We start from the raw sequence: 16998 nt of genomic DNA on the forward strand, positions 1-16998 counted from the left end.
AGGAATAGAAAAAACATGTCTGTTTTACAAATTGGTGCAGGAGGCGTTGGGTGGGTTGTCGCACATAAGGCGGCCCAAAACAACGACGTACTCGGTGATATTGTTCTTGCTTCTCGTACTGTTGAAAAGTGCGAGAAGATCATTGAATCGATCAAAGGAAAAAATAACCTTAAAGATAAGACTAAGAAGCTGGAAGCTCGCAGCGTTAATGCTGATGATGTCGATTCTCTAGTCGCGTTAATTAAAGAAGTCCAGCCTGATCTGGTGATCAACGCTGGTCCTCCTTGGGTCAATGTGCCAATTATGGAAGCATGTTACCAAGCGAAGGTCTCTTACTTAGATACATCAGTGGCTGTTGACCTTTGTTCAGAAGGCCAACAAGTGCCAGAAGCGTATGACCCACAATGGGCATTTCGTGAAAAATTCAAACAGGCGGGAATTACCGGTATTCTAGGTGCTGGTTTTGATCCTGGCGTTGTCAGTGTATTTGCAGCGTATGCCGTAAAACACTTGTTTGATGAAATTGACACCATTGATGTGATGGATGTGAATGCTGGTGATCACGGCAAGAAATTCGCGACAAACTTTGACCCAGAAACCAATATGTTAGAGATCCAAGGTGACTCTTTCTATTGGGAAAATGAAGAGTGGAAACAAGTACCTTGCCACTCGCGCATGCTTGAATTTGATTTCCCAAATTGTGGTTTGCACAAAGTCTATTCAATGGCGCACGATGAAGTTCGTTCAATGAAAGAATTCATTCCTGCCAAACGCATTGAATTTTGGATGGGCTTTGGTGATCGTTACTTGAACTACTTCAACTGTATGCGTGATATCGGTTTGTTGAGTCCTGAACCATTAACTCTACATGATGGTACGGTTGTACAACCGCTACATGTACTAAAAGCTATGCTGCCAGATCCAACGTCTTTGGCTCCGGGGTATACGGGTTTAACATGTATCGGCACATGGGTTCAAGGCAAGAAAGATGGCAAAGAACGCAGCGTTTTTATCTATAACAATGCGGATCATGAAGTGGCGTACAACGATGTAGAGCATCAAGCCATTGCTTATACGACAGGCGTGCCAGCGATCACGGCTGCGATACAATTTTTCCGTGGTAAATGGGCCGATAAAGGTGTGTTTAATATGGAGCAACTTGATCCCGATCCGTTCCTTGAAACAATGCCTAAGATCGGCCTTGATTGGCACGTTCAAGAGTTAGTTGTTGGCCAGCCAGACATTAAGATTCTTAAATAAGGATCAACTGGAGTTGTTATTTTTGTTTATTGACTTCGGTTGATTTACAGCAGTGGCAATGACTTATTCCAAGCCGATGCGATAAGTGTCGGCTTTGTTCGATTTTAAGAGTGATGAATAGATGCAAAAAAGCGAACTCAAAACCCCATATTTCATGATTGATGAAGCTAAGTTGATTGCAAATTTAGAAATTGCGAAACAGCTTAAAGAAATCTCTGGCGTTAAATTGGTATTGGCTCTGAAATGTTTCTCAACTTGGGGAGTGTTTGACATCATCAAGCCTTATTTAGATGGCACAACCAGTAGTGGCCCATTTGAAGTCAGGTTAGGCTACGAAACGTTTGGTGGCGAGACTCATGCCTACAGCGTTGGTTACAGTGAAGATGACGTAAAAGAAGTCGTCGATATCTGCGATAAGATGATTTTCAACTCGCAATCTCAGTTGGCGGCCTATCGCCATCTTGTGCAAGGAAAAGCATCTATCGGCCTGCGTTTAAACCCTGGAGTTAGCTATGCAGGTCAAGATTTGGCGAACCCTGCTCGTCAGTTTTCTCGTTTAGGGGTTCAAACTGATCATATTGATGCCTCAATTTTTGAAACCATTAACGGTGTAATGTTCCACATGAACTGTGAGAACAAAAACGTTGATGCCTTTATTGGTTTGCTCGATTCAATCTCTGAGCACTTTGGTCAGTATCTAGATAAGTTAGACTGGGTTAGCTTAGGTGGTGGCGTTTTCTTTACCTGGCCTGGTTATGATGTCGAAAAATTAGGCCTTGCATTAAAAGCGTTTTCTGAAAAGCATGGTGTTCAGTTATACCTTGAACCGGGTGAAGCCATCATTACCAAAACAGCAGACTTGGTAGTAACTGTGGTTGATATCGTTGAAAACGGCATGAAAACAGCGATTGTGGATTCCGCAACAGAAGCGCATCGCTTAGATACGTTGATTTATAATGAACCAGCTTCGATTCTTGAGGCCAGTGAAGAGGGTCAGCATCAATACATTATCGGTTCTTGTTCATGTTTAGCCGGTGACCAATTCTGTATTGCGTCTTTTGAGCAACCATTAAAGATTGGTCAAAAGTTGCATATTTTAGATAGTGCAGGTTACACCATGGTGAAACTCAATTGGTTTAATGGATTGAAAATGCCATCAGTTTATTGTGAACGCCTTGATGGTGATATTCAGAAACTGAATGAATTTGGCTATGCTGACTTTAAACGTTCGTTGTCTCAATGGTCAGTAAAATAATGTAAGAAAGCCCTGCAAGTCTATTGCGGGGCTTTTTACTATTGATAAATTGGCACTATTTTACAGTTTGAAACTTTTCATCTTGTCATCTAATTGGCGGGACAGGTCAGCAAGAGTTTCACTTTCTTCAGCAAGGTAATTGGCTGCCTGTGACATTTCTAGCGCAGAATCATTAATTCCACTTACGTTGCGGTTCATCTCTTCTGCGACAGCACTTTGTTGTTCTGCTGCGGTTGCAATTTGCATTGCCTTATCGCTCACATGCTGTATATGAGTAACGATTAAAGATAAATCGCTACCTGCATTTTCAGCGCGCTCAACACTACTGTATGCTAAATCTTGACTTTTTTGCATCGCGTTGGAACTGCTGACAGCCAATTGTTGCAAGCGGTTAATTGTCGTTTGGATTTGGTCGGTTGAATGGTGGGTTCGACTGGCGAGGTTTCTTACCTCATCGGCAACGACAGCAAAGCCTCGCCCTTGTTCACCAGCGCGAGCAGCCTCGATGGCGGCATTCAATGCGAGAAGGTTGGTTTGTTCTGAAATTCCGCTGATAACCGTAGTTACTTCGCTAATTTGCATCACTCCCTCTTTTAATTTATGTACTTGCTCAGTCGCGACTTCTAATTCCTGCGATAGTGCTTTGATACTATCAACGCTGGAATGCACATCTTTATCACCGAGTCCGGCTTCTTTGCTGGCATCTAGTGTATCTTTTGCAGTTTCTTCTGCGTGGCCTGCGACGTCAGCAACCGTCGCGCTCATTTCATTCATAGCAGTCGCTAGCTGACTGAGCTGATCGCGCTGACTTGTGACCGCTTGGCTTGTTTCTTCGGCAGAAGATGCGATGCGAATAGCCGCTTCAGCCAGCAAATTGGCCGAAGTGACAGATTCGGTTAATGCAGTTCGAACAGATTCAACACTATCGTTGATACGAGATGCCACAATGCCAATTTCATCCTTACCCATAACTGGCACTTTGGCTGTCAAGTCACCGTTTGCTACTTTTTTCATCACTTCTTTAATGGCTTCAAGTGGAGTAATAATCGCTCGGCTGATGATTACACCAAGTAATGTCAGTATAGCGAGGACGATAAGTGTCGTTACGCCCATTTTTAGCAACTGCTTATTAACGGCTTGATCTATATCGTCAATCAACATGCCAGAGCCTAGTATCCAGCGCCAAGGTAAGAACCCATGAACAGCTGAAAGTTTGTCGGCGGGTTTGCCAGTATTTGTTTGCCAAGGGTAGGTTAAAAGCCCTTGTTTACCATCTTTGGCTAAATCGACCATTGTAAACCAAAACTGGCCTTCAGTGTCTTTACCTGGGTTGCCCATTTGTTTTCCGACAAGATCGGCCCTAATAGGATGGGCAATAGTATGGCGGGACTCATCAATAGCAAATATATAATTACCGCCATCAAAGCGTGTTGCGTTGATTAGGATCTTGGCTTGCCTTTTGGCCTCTTCCTCGGGAAGAGTTTGTTGAAGGTGTGCTATTTGCGAGAGAGCGGTATCAAGTACGGCATTGAGCCGAGATTCTCGCTCCGTGAGTAAATTATTTTTTAGAGCAGTTGCGGAAATGAGTAGTAGGCTCAATAAACCGATAATTGCAACAGCAATAATAGCGGTCAGCTTATAGCTGACTTTAATGTTTCCAAGCTTCAACATGACGTTACCACCATTTATAGACCCCAATCTTTACCGTTGGATGTCGGTTATAAAGTAAATGGACAGATATAATTATTTTTTTATCCACATGCTATATCGTGGACTAAGATCATCATTTTGCGAATATTGGAAGTGTGTTTTGTGGTGATAATCACATTTCAACTATTGATATATTGAGTCAGTCAATAGATAAATAAAGAGGGAGCCGTATAGCTCACCTCTATGGTAATAGGTTTAAATTTAATAAGTGCTAATTAAGCTTCAAGTATAACCCGAGTATCTTCGCTCAAGGCTTCAAGTTCATCGGCAACATCTTCAATTTGTATTTCAGTCGGTAATTTAATTGCCATATTAGCAGTAAACAAACTGGAGCTTACTCCACCACCGCCAGCAATAAACACTCGTTGGCAGTCCATATCTAAGATGCTAATGCCTTGATTATCAAGAATACTCGTTATTTCGTTGACAATGCCAGCGCGATCACTCGCATCTAACCTAAGCTGATAAATGGTTTCTCCTTGATGACTATGTGGGTCTGATTCAACGATTTGTACAATTAGATCGGGGTGATCCATAAAAGCTTGTTGCACGAGCTGTGTATTTTGAGTTGGAAGTTCCACTTTTATTACAGCAGCGACTTGGCTTTCAATAAAATTCACTTTGCTGATAAGCCATTTACCGCCATTCTCATGTGTGATGGCAGCAAGCTGTTTAATGGTTGTTGGTGTCGCTTTACCGACGAAGTTGACGATAAATGTACTATTCATACTGAGCCTCCTAAAGCCAACAGACGAAATGTAAACCGTTTTAAATGGTCTCTTTCATTCAGTGTAGGAGTCTAAGACAAAGAATATTTGACGAAAGTCAATATTTTCAGCTTGCACCATTAATGGTTGTCAGTATTCAAACTTATCCCACAAAAAAACAGCAACTATGCGCTATTGCTTCTTTTTTAATGGGAAACGTTTGCTGTGAAATCTAATTAAAAGGTGATTTTTAAGTCAATGCCATAAAACTGAGAGTCATAACTGGCTCCGGCGTCTAAAGCGTACTTCGCAGCGTCTTGGTTACCAAACCATGGGCTACTACTGAATTGAAATTGCGCGTCACCATTCCAAGCATTCGATACCCAGCCATGAATATGGCCTACGGGGTTAAGAAAGAATAAAGTCACATTGCCCATGGTGGGTGAGCCCCATACTTCACCGCCAGTAGCCACAATCTCTTGCTCAGCTTCAAACATTAGTTCACCGACAACGGCACCAAAGAATGGTGTCACAAACAAGTCTTGCCAAGAAGGGATTTCCGCGAATGCTTCAACGCCATATTCCCAGAAGAAAGTAGACATCACACCAGAATATAAGAAAGATTCAAATTCATTAAAACCGGCATGTCTTGCTGCCGTGTAGTAAACGCCACCAAAATAGGGATGCATAATATAGTTTAGATAATGTTCATCGCGATCCCATGTAGGACCAGAAGAGACATTATCTTTCCACTTTTTAAACACCTTATTGTCACCGTCTTTTTCCCATTTAGTGACTGATTCTGGTAATAACGTCATTAAACCAACGGTTGCGACACTTAACCCCAGAATTGTATACGTCTGACTTTTTAGGTAATCCCAGTCTTTTGTATCTTGTACGGTGAGATATTTAGGTAGAGCTGGCTCTTCAAGGTTCAACTCTTGAGATTCCACTAAACTGGTTGAAAATGGCGAATTTGGCTGATAAATATTTAAATTATCATTAAAACAAGATGTTTGATTACAGTCGACCGTATAGGAAAACTCAATGTGTTGGTTGAAATCGTAAGTACTCGCGCTGGCGCAAGTTGGAAACGATAACATCATTGCAATGATGCTTTTCTTTGACACGGAAGGCTCCAAGTTTTTGTTTTTAATGATCAGAATCACAATTATCTATTAAACTCTTAGAGATGAAAACAGTATTTTGTCCAATTAGCGAAACTTATGAGAAAAATTGCATTCAAACAGTTATATTTTGCACTTTATACTTTGCAGCACCAATAGCAGTGTGAGTTTACACAAAAGGACACATTATGTTGAAAATAGCGATGTTAAGCACGGGTGAAGAAGTTCTTCATGGCGACATTGTCGATACCAATGCGGCTTGGCTATCCAGCGAGTTTTTCGAACATGGCTTTTCATTAGTGAAACGCGCAACGGTTGGTGATAATCAACAGTCTTTGGTCGAAGAATTACTAATGCTCAGTTTCAATAATGATGTGCTGATTGTGAATGGTGGACTTGGACCAACTTCAGATGATGTCAGTGCGGCAGCAGCGGCTCAAGCGGCTGAGCAGAAGCTGGTGTTATTTCCACAATGGCAAAAAGTACTAGAAGCATTTTTTGTTCAGCGTGGAGTTATCATGCCAGAAAGTAACCTCAAGCAAGCGATGCTACCTGAAAGTGCAGAAATTATTGATAACCCAATCGGTACTGCTTGTGGGTTTAAGGTCTTGATAAATGAATGTCAGTGCTACTTTACTCCTGGCGTGCCAAGTGAATTCAAGCAAATGATCACTCAGCAGGTACTGCCGGATTTAAAAGCTCATTACCCACAGCAGACAGGATTAGAGTGCAGCCGCTTATTTACTTTTGGTTCATCTGAATCGGCTATCTCAGATAAGTTAGACAAAATGGTCTTGCCTGAAGGGTATATGCTTGGCTATCGCTCATATCTGCCGTTTATTGAGGTGAAATTATTTGGCCCTAAAGAAGATATAGAGCGACGCGTACAACTATTGCAAATTATCTACAAGCACTTAGAGCAATATGTGGTGAGTGTTGATGAACCGATGCTTGCGCATATTGGCCATTTAATGCAAGAAAAAGGACAATCACTAGCGATTGCAGAACAAGCAACGAAAGGTTGGCTCGCAAGTTGGTTATTAAGTAATGAGCAAGTTGAAGCATTGAGTGGTCATAGTTGGATTCTGAGCCGCAGTGTAGAATCTGGCCTTGGTGATCAAGATCCGCTAGCCGCATCGTTAGCTCTTGCTGGAGCGACAAAAGAAAAATGTTCCACCTCATTGTCTTTAGTCACTGGCACTTTGATTGACGATCAATTTAGTCTTGCTTTATCTGCTCCGCAGGGAGAGTGGGGGCAAATACTCAAATTTAAACGAAGCTACAGTGCTAGTGAGCAACGTGAATTGATAGCAACTATTGCTGCCGATATGCTACGTCGTTACCTTTCCAACAAACCTGTTTTTACGCAATATGGCTTTGTGGCTCCAATAAAAGAGATGTATTTGCCATCGAGTGTGATTAACAACTGAGTGTGTAGTTAGCAGTTTTTTACTATCATATTGAATATTAAACGATTTTAAATTCGTCACTGCTTATTCATAACTGAATGTTTTTTGTGCTTACAATGGATGTTCTATTGCGTATGCATCTTATGATTATTTGGTCTAAAGGCTAAGTTTATGATTTATAGCAGGAGATAAATTTGTCTCAGATTTGAGTCTTTTTTAAGCAATTTTTCTCTGTACACTGTCAGTCCGCTTGAGAAAATTCGGCAGGAGGCTGACATGTTTCATCAATCCAAAATCTTAGTTTGGTATAAAGTGGCGAGTCAAAAAGTGATCTTAGGAGAGGCTTTAAGCAATGGGATGAGTGATGTGGTTTCACTATGGCTACATGCTCCATCAGACGAAAATAATCCAAGTTATCAAGGATATAGACTATCGTTGTTTGATGACGACGGCAGAGAAATTGCTCATAAATCAGTATCAATGGGTACTGCTGATGAAATACTATCCGGTATTAATAAAGCCAGAGCTTAGCTCTGGCTTTATCGTTTTCTCTATCTTACTGCATTATGTCAGTTCTAAGCTCGTTTCGCTTTCAACCGATAGGTTACATTAGCAAGTTCAATGTGATTCTTCGCCTTACAAATGCAAGGCAAAATTTCATTGTGCTCAGTGTAAGCCATAGCAAAACCAACATATTCCACTTCACCAGAAACTAAAGTGCAACGACAAGCACCACAATGGCCATCACGGCAGTTAAACTCAGGCTCTAGCCCTGCACCTTCCATACTTTCCAATACAGTGTTGGAAGAGTTTGATTCTATGGTGGTGATATTGTTGATTTTTATACGTGCCATTACAGCTCAAAGTCCTCAAAGTCATCAGCGTGAACTTCGTTATCAATTTGACCTACAAGGTATGAGCTAATTTCCGCTTCTTGAGGAGCAACTTGTACGTTATCTGAAGATAGCCACGCATTTATCCAAGGAATAGGGTTGGAGGTTGCTTCAGGGTATGCGGTTGGAAGTCCAACGGCTTGCATACGCACGTTAGTAATGTATTCAACGTATTGACACAGGATATCTTTGTTCAAACCGATCATTGATCCATCTTTGAACAAGTACTCTGCCCACTCTTTTTCTTGTTCCGCTGCGGCCTTAAATAGGTCGAAACATTCTTGTTTACACTCTTCAGCGATTTGTAAAAATGCGAAATCATCTTGCCCGTTTCGTAGCAAGTTGATCATATGCTGAGTTCCTGTCAGGTGAAGCGCTTCATCACGTGCAATTAGCTTGATGATTTTGGCATTACCTTCCATCAATTCACGCTCTGCAAAAGCAAATGAACAGGCAAAACTAACGTAGAAGCGGATGGCTTCTAGCGCATTCACTGACATCAAGCAAAGGTATAGCTTGCGCTTGAGTTTATTTAGACTGACTTCGACAGGCTCTCCGTTGATTTGGTGTGTGCCTTCACCATATCTGTGGTAGTCGTTGGTCAATTGGATCAAATCATCGTAGTAGTGCGCAATGTCTTTGGCACGTTTTAAAATATGCTCATTTTCAACGATGTCATCAAACACAAGACCAGGGTCATTCACAATATTGCGGATGATATGGGTGTAAGAGCGTGAGTGAATCGTTTCAGAGAATGACCAAGTTTCAATCCACGTTTCAACTTCAGGCAAAGACACCAGCGGAAGCAGCGCAACGTTAGGGCTACGACCTTGGATGGAATCAAGCAAGGTTTGATATTTCAAATTCGAGATGAAAATGTGCTTTTCATGATCAGGAAGCTTGTTGTAATCAATACGATCACTTGATACGTCAACTTCTTCAGGCCGCCAGAAAAAGGACAGTTGTTTTTCGATCAGCTTTTCAAAAATCTCGAATTTTTGTTGGTCATAACGTGCAACGTTAACCGATTGACCAAGAAACATCGGTTCTTTTAATTGGTTATTCTTTTTTTGAGAAAAAGTACTGTAAGCCATAAATGCCTCAATCCTTTAAAACTCCCCAAATAGGGGAGCATTATTAAATACGTTTGAATGTGAAATAAGGTTAGATCTTACAACCACCGCCAGCACAATCATCATCTTGAGCCTGCACGGCATCTTTTTGATCATCTTTAGCGCCATCACGAGTGTTGTGATAGTACAGTGTTTTCACGCCAAATTTATAAGCAGTGAGTAGATCTTGCAGCAATTTCTTCATCGGTACTTTGCCCGTTTCGTAAGTGCTTGGGTCGTAGTTTGTATTCGCTGAAATTGCTTGGTCTACAAACTTCTGCATAATACCCACTAAGTGCAAATAACCGTTATTTGAACCGATATTCCATAGCAATTCGTAGTTCTCTTTTAGGTTGATAAAATCAGGAACTACTTGTTTCAAAATGCCGTCTTTAGAGGCTTTCACCGACACATAACCACGTGGTGGTTCGATACCGTTAGTCGCATTAGAAATTTGAGAAGACGTCTCTGAAGGCATTAACGCCGTCAAGGTCGAGTTACGTAGACCAAATTCCATGATTTCCGAACGTAGTGTATCCCAATCATAGTGCAAAGGCTCATCACAGATTAGATCAACATCTTTTTTGTAGGTGTCGATAGGCAGTAGACCTTTTGCATAGTTCGTCTCATGGAACAGCGGACATCTACCTTGCTCTTTTGCTAATGCAACCGATGCTTTCAATAAGTAATACTGCATTGCTTCGAAGGTGCGGTGGGTTAGGCCATTAGCACTACCATCAGAATATTTCACACCATTTTTCGCTAAGTAGTAAGCGTAGTTAATGACACCCACCCCTAATGTACGACGATTCATGGTTGACTTATAGGCCGCTGGAAGTGGGTAATCTTGATAATCTAACAAGGCATCAAGAGCGCGCACAACTAAGTCTGCAAGTTCTTCAAAATCATCAAGCGATGTAATTGAACCCAAGTTAAAGGCTGAAAGTGTGCACAAGGCGATTTCACCTTCGTCATCTTCAACGTTTTTCAATGGCTTGGTTGGTAGAGCGATTTCTAAACATAAGTTAGATTGACGCACTGGAGCGACTGCAGCATCAAATGGGCTATGCGTATTACAGTGGTCAACGTTCTGAATGTAGATACGGCCCGTTGACGCGCGTTCTTGCATCAATAATGAGAATAGCTCAACTGCTTTTACCGACTCTTTCTTAATTGAAGGGTCATTCTCATATTGAACGTATAGACGTTCGAACTCTTGTTGATTTTCAAAGAAAGCGTCATACAACCCTGGAACATCAGAAGGAGAGAATAGTGTGATGTTGCCGCCTTGCACTAAGCGCGAATACATCAGCTTGTTCAATTGAACGCCGTAGTCCATATGACGTACGCGGTTCTCTTCTACACCACGGTTGTTCTTCAATACCAGCAGAGATTGTACTTCACCATGCCATAATGGGTAGAACACCGTCGCAGCACCGCCACGAACACCACCTTGAGAACAGCATTTTACCGCGGTTTGGAAGTATTTATAAAAAGGGATACAGCCTGTATGGAATGCTTCACCACCACGGATCTCAGAGCCTAGTGCTCGGATACGACCTGCATTGATACCAATACCTGCACGTTGAGATACATAACGTACAATTGAGCTTGCAGTTGCATTGATTGAATCAAGGCTATCACCACACTCAATCAATACACATGAGCTGAATTGACGAGTAGGGGTACGTACACCAGACATAATTGGTGTTGGCAGCGAAATTTTGAATGTCGACGTCGCATCGTAAAAACGCTTGATGTACTCAAGACGATTCTCTTTTGGATACTTAGCAAATAGACAAGCCGCAACCAAAATATAAAGAAATTGAGCACTTTCATAGATTTGCTTGGTTACACGGTTTTGAACGAAATATTTACCTTCAAGCTGTTTAACCGCAGCGTAAGAGAAATCTAAGTCACGTTTGTGATCTATGTAAGTGTCGAGTTCTTCAAACTCTGCACGAGTATAGTCTTCAATAAGATGCTTGTCATACTTACCCGTTTCGACCAAATGTGCCACATGCTTGTATAGCGTTGGTGGTTCATATTGGCCGTATGCTTTTTTGCGTAAGTGGAATACAGCAAGACGAGCAGCCAAATATTGGTAATCGGGTGTCTCTTCTGAGATCAAATCCGCGGCGGATTTGATAATGGTTTCATGGATGTCCGAAGTCGTGATGCCATCGTAAAATTGAATGTGAGCTTTCAATTCTACTTGTGATACAGACACGTTGTGAAGGCCTTCAGCTGCCCATGCAATTACACGGTGGATCTTTTCAAGATCAATATTTTCTTTGCGGCCATCACGCTTAGTGACAGTGAGTTGTTGGTTCATTCTGCTTCATTTCCCTAACAAAACTGCTTAAAGCCGCATTTCTATAGAATTGTTGTAAATTTCATTGCGGCTTTGTGATCTGAGTCTATCTATATATTGTAGCGTAAACACTACATATAGGGGTGCTTTGCTTTGCGACTTACAAGATAGTGCTATATGGAGGTCATTTCAAGTTAGAGATCTTGAACAGCTTGTGGATAACTAGCAAATAACAAAAAATCAGTTAGTATCCACTTACCGATGATCAAAGAGCAGGTTTGCTTGTAAGAAATTGCCATTTTGAGATCGGTTTAGATGTAACCGCAATTAAAAAAAAACTTCTTGATCTTTGCATAAAATCGGAGGTGTATTTTAGGTTGGTTAAAATGGAATCTGGAGCACAAAAAATGCACTAAAAAAACGAGTTGAGTTGTGTTAATCAACCCGATTTTTAACGTGAGTTATGCGCTAAATAACACGCCTAAAACAGACGTGTATGAACGATGTAGTTAACGTCGACATTACGACCCAAGCGGTAAGTGTCAGTCAGAGGGTTATATAGCAGACCTGTGATACCTTGTTCTTGCAAATTAGTTTGATCAATCATTTTGATAAGTTCGGATGGGCGAATGAATTTATCGTGGTCATGGGTGCCTTCGGGAACAATTCGCATCAACTTTTCAGCACCGACAATGGCAAATAAATAAGACTTAATATTACGATTGAGAGTTGAGAAAAACACATGACCCTCTGGTTTAACCAAAGTCGCACAAGCACGTACTACCGAAAGCGGGTCTGGAACGTGCTCTAACATTTCCATGCAAGTTACCACATCGTAGTAGTGTGGTTTCTCTTCGGCGTGGTCTTCAATCGTACTTTGGATGTAAGTCAATTTGGTGCCTGTTTCTAATGCATGTAAACGAGCAACTTCCAGTGGTTCTTTGCCCATATCCAAGCCAGTTACGTTTGCCCCTTCGCGCGCCATACTCTCTGCCAGAATACCACCACCACATCCTACATCGAGTACAGTCTTACCAAATAAGCCATTGGCATTGCCGAGCACATAATTCAATCTTAATGGGTTTATCTGGTGAAGAGGTTTAAATTCCCCATCGAGATCCCACCAGCGAGACGCCATTTCTTCAAACTTTTTGATTTCATTAAGATCAACGTTCTGTGCTTTAGTCATGATAGATTCGCTCTTACTGTCAACTTATACATCCTTTATTGAATCACGCATTATAACTTGTTAAGTGAAACAGACCACTGCTTTCCCTATTTCGCGGATTTGTGGCTGAAAAGTAACCACTTATCAGTTGGGTATGGAATGAATGTGCAATTTCTCGGCATTTGATACACAACAAAGGTCACAACCTGATAAAAGGACAGGGAAAGTGATGCCGAAGTAGTGAATTATGTGTTATATTTTCCGGCCTTGTACGTATCAAATATACGATCAAAAGATAGAGGGATAATGGCTCTATGAGCGATTTAGCTAAAGAGATCACGCCCGTCAACATTGAAGATGAGCTAAGAGGTTCATACCTAGACTACGCGATGTCAGTCATTGTGGGTCGTGCTCTTCCAGACGTGCGTGATGGTCTAAAACCAGTACACCGCCGCGTATTATTCGCGATGAATGTGCTTGGTAACGATTGGAATAAACCATATAAAAAATCTGCCCGTGTTGTGGGCGACGTAATCGGTAAATATCACCCACATGGTGATAGCGCGGTATACGATACTATTGTTCGTATGGCGCAGCCTTTCTCATTGCGTTACATGCTTGTTGATGGTCAAGGTAACTTTGGCTCGATCGATGGTGACTCTGCGGCAGCAATGCGTTACACCGAAGTACGTATGGCAAAAATAGCGCATGAGCTATTGGCCGATCTTGACAAAGAAACTGTTGATTACGTACCAAACTATGATGGTACCGAGCAAATTCCAGCGGTTCTGCCAACAAAAATTCCTAACCTATTGGTAAACGGTTCATCCGGTATCGCTGTAGGTATGGCCACCAACATTCCACCACACAACTTAACGGAAGTCGTTGATGGTTGTTTGGCGTATATCAATAACGAAGAGATCACTATTGATGAGTTAATGGACTATATTCCAGGTCCTGACTTCCCAACTGCTGCACTAATCAGTGGCCGCAAGGGCATTATTGATGCTTATAAAACAGGACGCGGTAAAGTTTACATGCGTTCTAAAGCAGACATCGAAGTTGAGAAAAATGGTCGAGAAACCATTATTGTGACTGAGATCCCTTATCAAGTGAACAAAGCTCGTTTGATCGAAAAGATTGCCGAGCTGGTTAAAGATAAGAAAGTGGAAGGCATCAGTGCGCTGCGTGACGAGTCTGATAAAGACGGTATGCGTATCGTTATTGAATGTAAGCGTGATGCGGTAGGTGAAGTGGTTCTAAATAACCTCTACTCACAAACTCAACTGCAGACGACTTTCGGTATCAACATGGTTGCGCTTGATAATGGTCAGCCTAAGCTATTCAACTTGAAAGAAATGTTGAAATGCTTCGTTGATCACCGCCGTGAAGTAGTGACACGCCGTACTATTTTCGAATTACGCAAGGCGCGTGATCGTGCCCATATTCTTGAAGCACTAGCACTGGCACTGGCTAATATCGATGAAATCATCGAGCTGATTCGAAGTGCAGCGACACCTGCTGAAGCAAAAGCAGGATTGATCGCGCGCGGTTGGGACCTTGGCAACGTTGCTTCTATGCTTGAACGTGCTGGTACTGATGCGGCTCGCCCTGAGTGGCTTGAGCCTGAGTATGGTATTCGTGATGGTCAGTACTTTTTAACTGAGCAACAAGCTCAAGCGATTCTCGAGTTACGCCTACACCGATTAACAGGTCTAGAGCATGAGAAGATCCTTGACGAGTACAAAGCACTTCTAGAAGAAATCGCAGAGTTAATGCATATCCTTGCAAGTACTGAGCGTTTGATGGAAGTGATTCGTGAAGAGTTGGAACTTGTACGTGAAAACTTTGGCGATACACGCCGTACTGAGATCACTGCTGCAAGTCACGATATCGACATGGAAGAGCTAATTGCTCGTGAAGATGTTGTGGTAACACTGTCTAATGCTGGTTATGTGAAGTACCAAATTCTGAGCGACTACGAAGCTCAGCGCCGTGGTGGTAAAGGTAAGAGTGCGACGAAGATGAAGGAAGAAGACTATATTGAACGTCTTCTTGTTGCGAATACGCACGATAACATCCTTTGTTTCTCGACTCGTGGTAAAACGTACCGCCTGAAAGTTTACCAATTGCCATTGGCAAGTCGTACTGCGCGCGGTAAGCCAATCGTTAATATTCTTCCTTTGGAAGAAGGTGAGCGTATTACAGCGATCCTACCAGTGACAGAGTTTAGTGATGATAAGTTTATCTTCATGGCAACTGGCGATGGCACGGTTAAGAAAACCTCACTTTCAAGCTTTGCTAACGTACGTTCAAATGGTCTGATTGCTGTTAACCTACGTGATGATGACTCTCTAATTGGTGTTGATATTACCGATGGTGACAGCGATATCATGCTGTTCTCTAAAGAAGGTAAAGTCGTTCGCTTTAATGAGAATCATGTTCGAGCCATGGGACGTACTGCAGCGGGTGTTCGTGGTATGAAACTGGCCGAAGGCGACCAAGTTGTTTCTTTGATTGTTCCTTCCAATGAAGGTGATATCTTAACTGTAACGCAAAATGGTTACGGTAAACGTACAACCTTAGGGGAATACCCAACTAAAGGTCGTGCTACACAAGGTGTGGTTTCAATCAAAGTTTCTGAACGTAACGGTCAAGTTGTCGGCGCAGTGCAAGCTGAAGAAGGCGACGAGTTCATGATGATCACTGATGCTGGTACGCTGGTTCGTACACGTGTGGCTGAAGTAAGTCAAGTCGGTCGTAATACTCAAGGTGTTACTTTGATTCGTACTGCTGATGATGAGAATGTTGTTGGTCTACAGCGTATTGAAGAAATTGAAGAAACTGAGTTACCAGAAGGCGAACAGCTGGAAGGTGAAGAAGCGACAGTGGTGACTGCAGAAGAGAACACTGATTCTCAAGTTAGTGATGATACTACTACCGAGAATGATGACTCTGAAGACGAGTAGATTACTCTTGCGCTTTGAATAACAAGGTTTAAACAATACGAAAAGCCGAGCGATGATAGCTCGGCTTTTTTATTGGTCACATAAAATGTGGTTTCGTCATCCACCAATTTTTGAGTGTTATATTCGACTCACTCGACAAAACTGATGAAAAATTAGACATCAGAAAGTGTTGTGTGTAATTTAATAAGCAGCTAAATGGATTAGCATTTAAAAAAGGAAAGTTTATGACATTAGAAACATGGATTGTTTATGCGTTCGCGATATTAATTTTGACGGCTTCTCCAGGCCCTAGTTCCTTATTGTGTATGACTAAAGGGGTCACTCACGGTATGCGTGGTGCATTGTTCACTGCACTAGGCAGCTTAACGGCCATTACAATTATCTTAAGCTTGTCTTTTACAGGACTTGGTGTATTAATTGCCTCTTCGGAGCTTATTTTTAATGTGGTTAAATGGATAGGTGCCGCTTATCTCATTTATTTAGGCATCAATGCCTTGCTAAGTAAAAGCCAGACTCTCAGTGTGAAGCCAAATGAGAGCAAAGGAGGGACAGCACGAAGTCACTATATTAGTGGTTTTGTTGTCGGAGCGAGTAATCCCAAGGCTATCATCTTCTTTAGTGCTCTATTCCCTCAGTTTATTTCTCCTGACGTTTCATTAATGAGTCAATATTTGATTTTTGCTGCTACCTTTGTTGTTTTCGAGCTTTCTTGGCTGCTGACATACGCGTACTTAGGAACTAAGTCTTCAAATTGGTTATTAGCGGAAAGTCGCGTGAATATCTTTAATAAATTAACTGGAGGAGTATTTATTGGTGCTGGGGCTATTTTATCGTCAACTAGCCGAGTCTAGCTTGGTTTATTAGAGGCTATTTTGGGGAGTAGGATTGTTTTTATAAGTTGTCGATATAACTTTCCTACTTGCCGTATGCCCACTCCTTCAAATAGTTTGAGTATTGAACAAAGTGTGATTGTTATTCCATAACTTTACACGACATAAGAAATATTTATGAAAAATGGTATTATTTTTGAGAATTAATATAAGTTTTATAGGGATGAATCGTGAACTCCGTGAT

13 protein-coding genes are annotated in these 16998 nt (G+C 41.8%); 6 read left to right on the top strand and 7 right to left on the bottom strand.

The window, feature by feature from the left end:
• Window positions 1-15: 15 nt before the first annotated feature.
• On the top strand, window positions 16-1260 hold the full coding sequence (locus HGG78_RS04400) for a carboxynorspermidine synthase (protein ID WP_053309903.1): 1245 nt from the start codon (window positions 16-18) through the stop codon (window positions 1258-1260).
• A gap of 121 nt (window positions 1261-1381) precedes the next feature.
• The gene (gene nspC, locus HGG78_RS04405; RefSeq protein ID WP_053309902.1) at window positions 1382-2515 is read left to right on the top strand and encodes a carboxynorspermidine decarboxylase; all 1134 of its coding nucleotides are present in this window, start codon (window positions 1382-1384) and stop codon (window positions 2513-2515) included.
• Window positions 2516-2575: 60 nt separating this feature from the next.
• Here nspC and HGG78_RS04410 read toward each other — a convergent pair whose 3' ends face one another.
• The 3 genes from HGG78_RS04410 to HGG78_RS04420 all read right to left on the bottom strand — a co-directional run bounded on the left by HGG78_RS04410 (window position 2576) and on the right by HGG78_RS04420 (window position 6062).
• On the bottom strand, window positions 2576-4186 hold the full coding sequence (locus HGG78_RS04410) for a methyl-accepting chemotaxis protein (RefSeq protein ID WP_172532193.1): 1611 nt from the start codon (window positions 4184-4186) through the stop codon (window positions 2576-2578).
• 254 nt (window positions 4187-4440) lie between these two features.
• Window positions 4441-4953, bottom strand: coding sequence for a glycine cleavage system transcriptional repressor (locus HGG78_RS04415; protein ID WP_168522316.1), 513 nt, complete (start codon window positions 4951-4953; stop codon window positions 4441-4443).
• A gap of 215 nt (window positions 4954-5168) precedes the next feature.
• Window positions 5169-6062: a DUF3943 domain-containing protein gene (locus HGG78_RS04420; protein WP_172532194.1), complete on the bottom strand. Its 894-nt coding sequence runs from the start codon at window positions 6060-6062 to the stop codon at window positions 5169-5171.
• 185 nt (window positions 6063-6247) lie between these two features.
• Here HGG78_RS04420 and HGG78_RS04425 point away from each other — a divergent pair, with 185 nt between their 5' ends.
• Window positions 6248-7489: a CinA family nicotinamide mononucleotide deamidase-related protein gene (locus HGG78_RS04425; protein ID WP_053309898.1), complete on the top strand. Its 1242-nt coding sequence runs from the start codon at window positions 6248-6250 to the stop codon at window positions 7487-7489.
• A gap of 255 nt (window positions 7490-7744) precedes the next feature.
• Window positions 7745-7999 carry a hypothetical protein gene (locus tag HGG78_RS04430; RefSeq protein WP_053309897.1) on the top strand — a complete coding sequence of 85 codons (255 nt, stop codon included), beginning with the start codon at window positions 7745-7747 and terminating at the stop codon, window positions 7997-7999.
• A 44-nt stretch (window positions 8000-8043) separates the two neighbouring features.
• Here HGG78_RS04430 and yfaE read toward each other — a convergent pair whose 3' ends face one another.
• The 4 genes from yfaE to ubiG form a co-directional block, all read right to left on the bottom strand.
• The gene (yfaE, locus tag HGG78_RS04435; RefSeq protein ID WP_053309896.1) at window positions 8044-8322 is read right to left on the bottom strand and encodes a class I ribonucleotide reductase maintenance protein YfaE; all 279 of its coding nucleotides are present in this window, start codon (window positions 8320-8322) and stop codon (window positions 8044-8046) included.
• Window positions 8322-9455 carry a class Ia ribonucleoside-diphosphate reductase subunit beta gene (nrdB, locus tag HGG78_RS04440; protein ID WP_053309895.1) on the bottom strand — a complete coding sequence of 378 codons (1134 nt, stop codon included), beginning with the start codon at window positions 9453-9455 and terminating at the stop codon, window positions 8322-8324. Before nrdB ends, yfaE begins: the two co-directional genes overlap by 1 nt.
• A gap of 70 nt (window positions 9456-9525) precedes the next feature.
• Entirely contained in the window at window positions 9526-11808 is a 2283-nt protein-coding gene (gene nrdA, locus HGG78_RS04445) for a class 1a ribonucleoside-diphosphate reductase subunit alpha (protein ID WP_053309894.1), read from the bottom strand.
• Between the two features lie 460 nt (window positions 11809-12268).
• Window positions 12269-12976, bottom strand: a complete 708-nt coding sequence (ubiG, locus tag HGG78_RS04450) for a bifunctional 2-polyprenyl-6-hydroxyphenol methylase/3-demethylubiquinol 3-O-methyltransferase UbiG (RefSeq protein WP_053309893.1) — start codon at window positions 12974-12976, stop codon at window positions 12269-12271.
• A gap of 293 nt (window positions 12977-13269) precedes the next feature.
• Between ubiG and gyrA the strand changes: the two genes are divergently transcribed.
• Both gyrA and HGG78_RS04460 read left to right on the top strand, forming a co-directional pair.
• Complete coding sequence (gene gyrA / locus HGG78_RS04455) at window positions 13270-15924, top strand: DNA topoisomerase (ATP-hydrolyzing) subunit A (RefSeq protein WP_053309892.1); 2655 nt, start codon at window positions 13270-13272, stop codon at window positions 15922-15924.
• A gap of 224 nt (window positions 15925-16148) precedes the next feature.
• A complete protein-coding gene (locus HGG78_RS04460; protein ID WP_053309891.1) occupies window positions 16149-16775 on the top strand; it encodes a LysE family translocator in 627 nt (208 codons plus the stop codon).
• Window positions 16776-16998: the final 223 nt, after the last annotated feature.

This window comes from Vibrio aestuarianus (assembly GCF_012395185.1).
Lineage (GTDB): Bacteria > Pseudomonadota > Gammaproteobacteria > Enterobacterales > Vibrionaceae > Vibrio > Vibrio aestuarianus.

Excerpts from the sequence above, each read along its gene's own strand:
- HGG78_RS04415 (WP_168522316.1), bottom strand. The coding sequence starts at position 4,953 with ATGAATAGTACATTTATCGTCAACTTCGTCGGTAAAGCGACACCAACA.
- HGG78_RS04425 (WP_053309898.1), top strand. The coding sequence starts at position 6,248 with ATGTTGAAAATAGCGATGTTAAGCACGGGTGAAGAAGTTCTTCATGGC.
- nspC (WP_053309902.1), top strand. The coding sequence starts at position 1,382 with ATGCAAAAAAGCGAACTCAAAACCCCATATTTCATGATTGATGAAGCT.
- nrdB (WP_053309895.1), bottom strand. The coding sequence starts at position 9,455 with ATGGCTTACAGTACTTTTTCTCAAAAAAAGAATAACCAATTAAAAGAA.
- yfaE (WP_053309896.1), bottom strand. The coding sequence starts at position 8,322 with ATGGCACGTATAAAAATCAACAATATCACCACCATAGAATCAAACTCT.
- gyrA (WP_053309892.1), top strand. The coding sequence starts at position 13,270 with ATGAGCGATTTAGCTAAAGAGATCACGCCCGTCAACATTGAAGATGAG.
- HGG78_RS04430 (WP_053309897.1), top strand. The coding sequence starts at position 7,745 with ATGTTTCATCAATCCAAAATCTTAGTTTGGTATAAAGTGGCGAGTCAA.
- HGG78_RS04460 (WP_053309891.1), top strand. The coding sequence starts at position 16,149 with ATGACATTAGAAACATGGATTGTTTATGCGTTCGCGATATTAATTTTG.
- ubiG (WP_053309893.1), bottom strand. The coding sequence starts at position 12,976 with ATGACTAAAGCACAGAACGTTGATCTTAATGAAATCAAAAAGTTTGAA.
- HGG78_RS04400 (WP_053309903.1), top strand. The coding sequence starts at position 16 with ATGTCTGTTTTACAAATTGGTGCAGGAGGCGTTGGGTGGGTTGTCGCA.
- HGG78_RS04410 (WP_172532193.1), bottom strand. The coding sequence starts at position 4,186 with ATGTTGAAGCTTGGAAACATTAAAGTCAGCTATAAGCTGACCGCTATT.
- nrdA (WP_053309894.1), bottom strand. The coding sequence starts at position 11,808 with ATGAACCAACAACTCACTGTCACTAAGCGTGATGGCCGCAAAGAAAAT.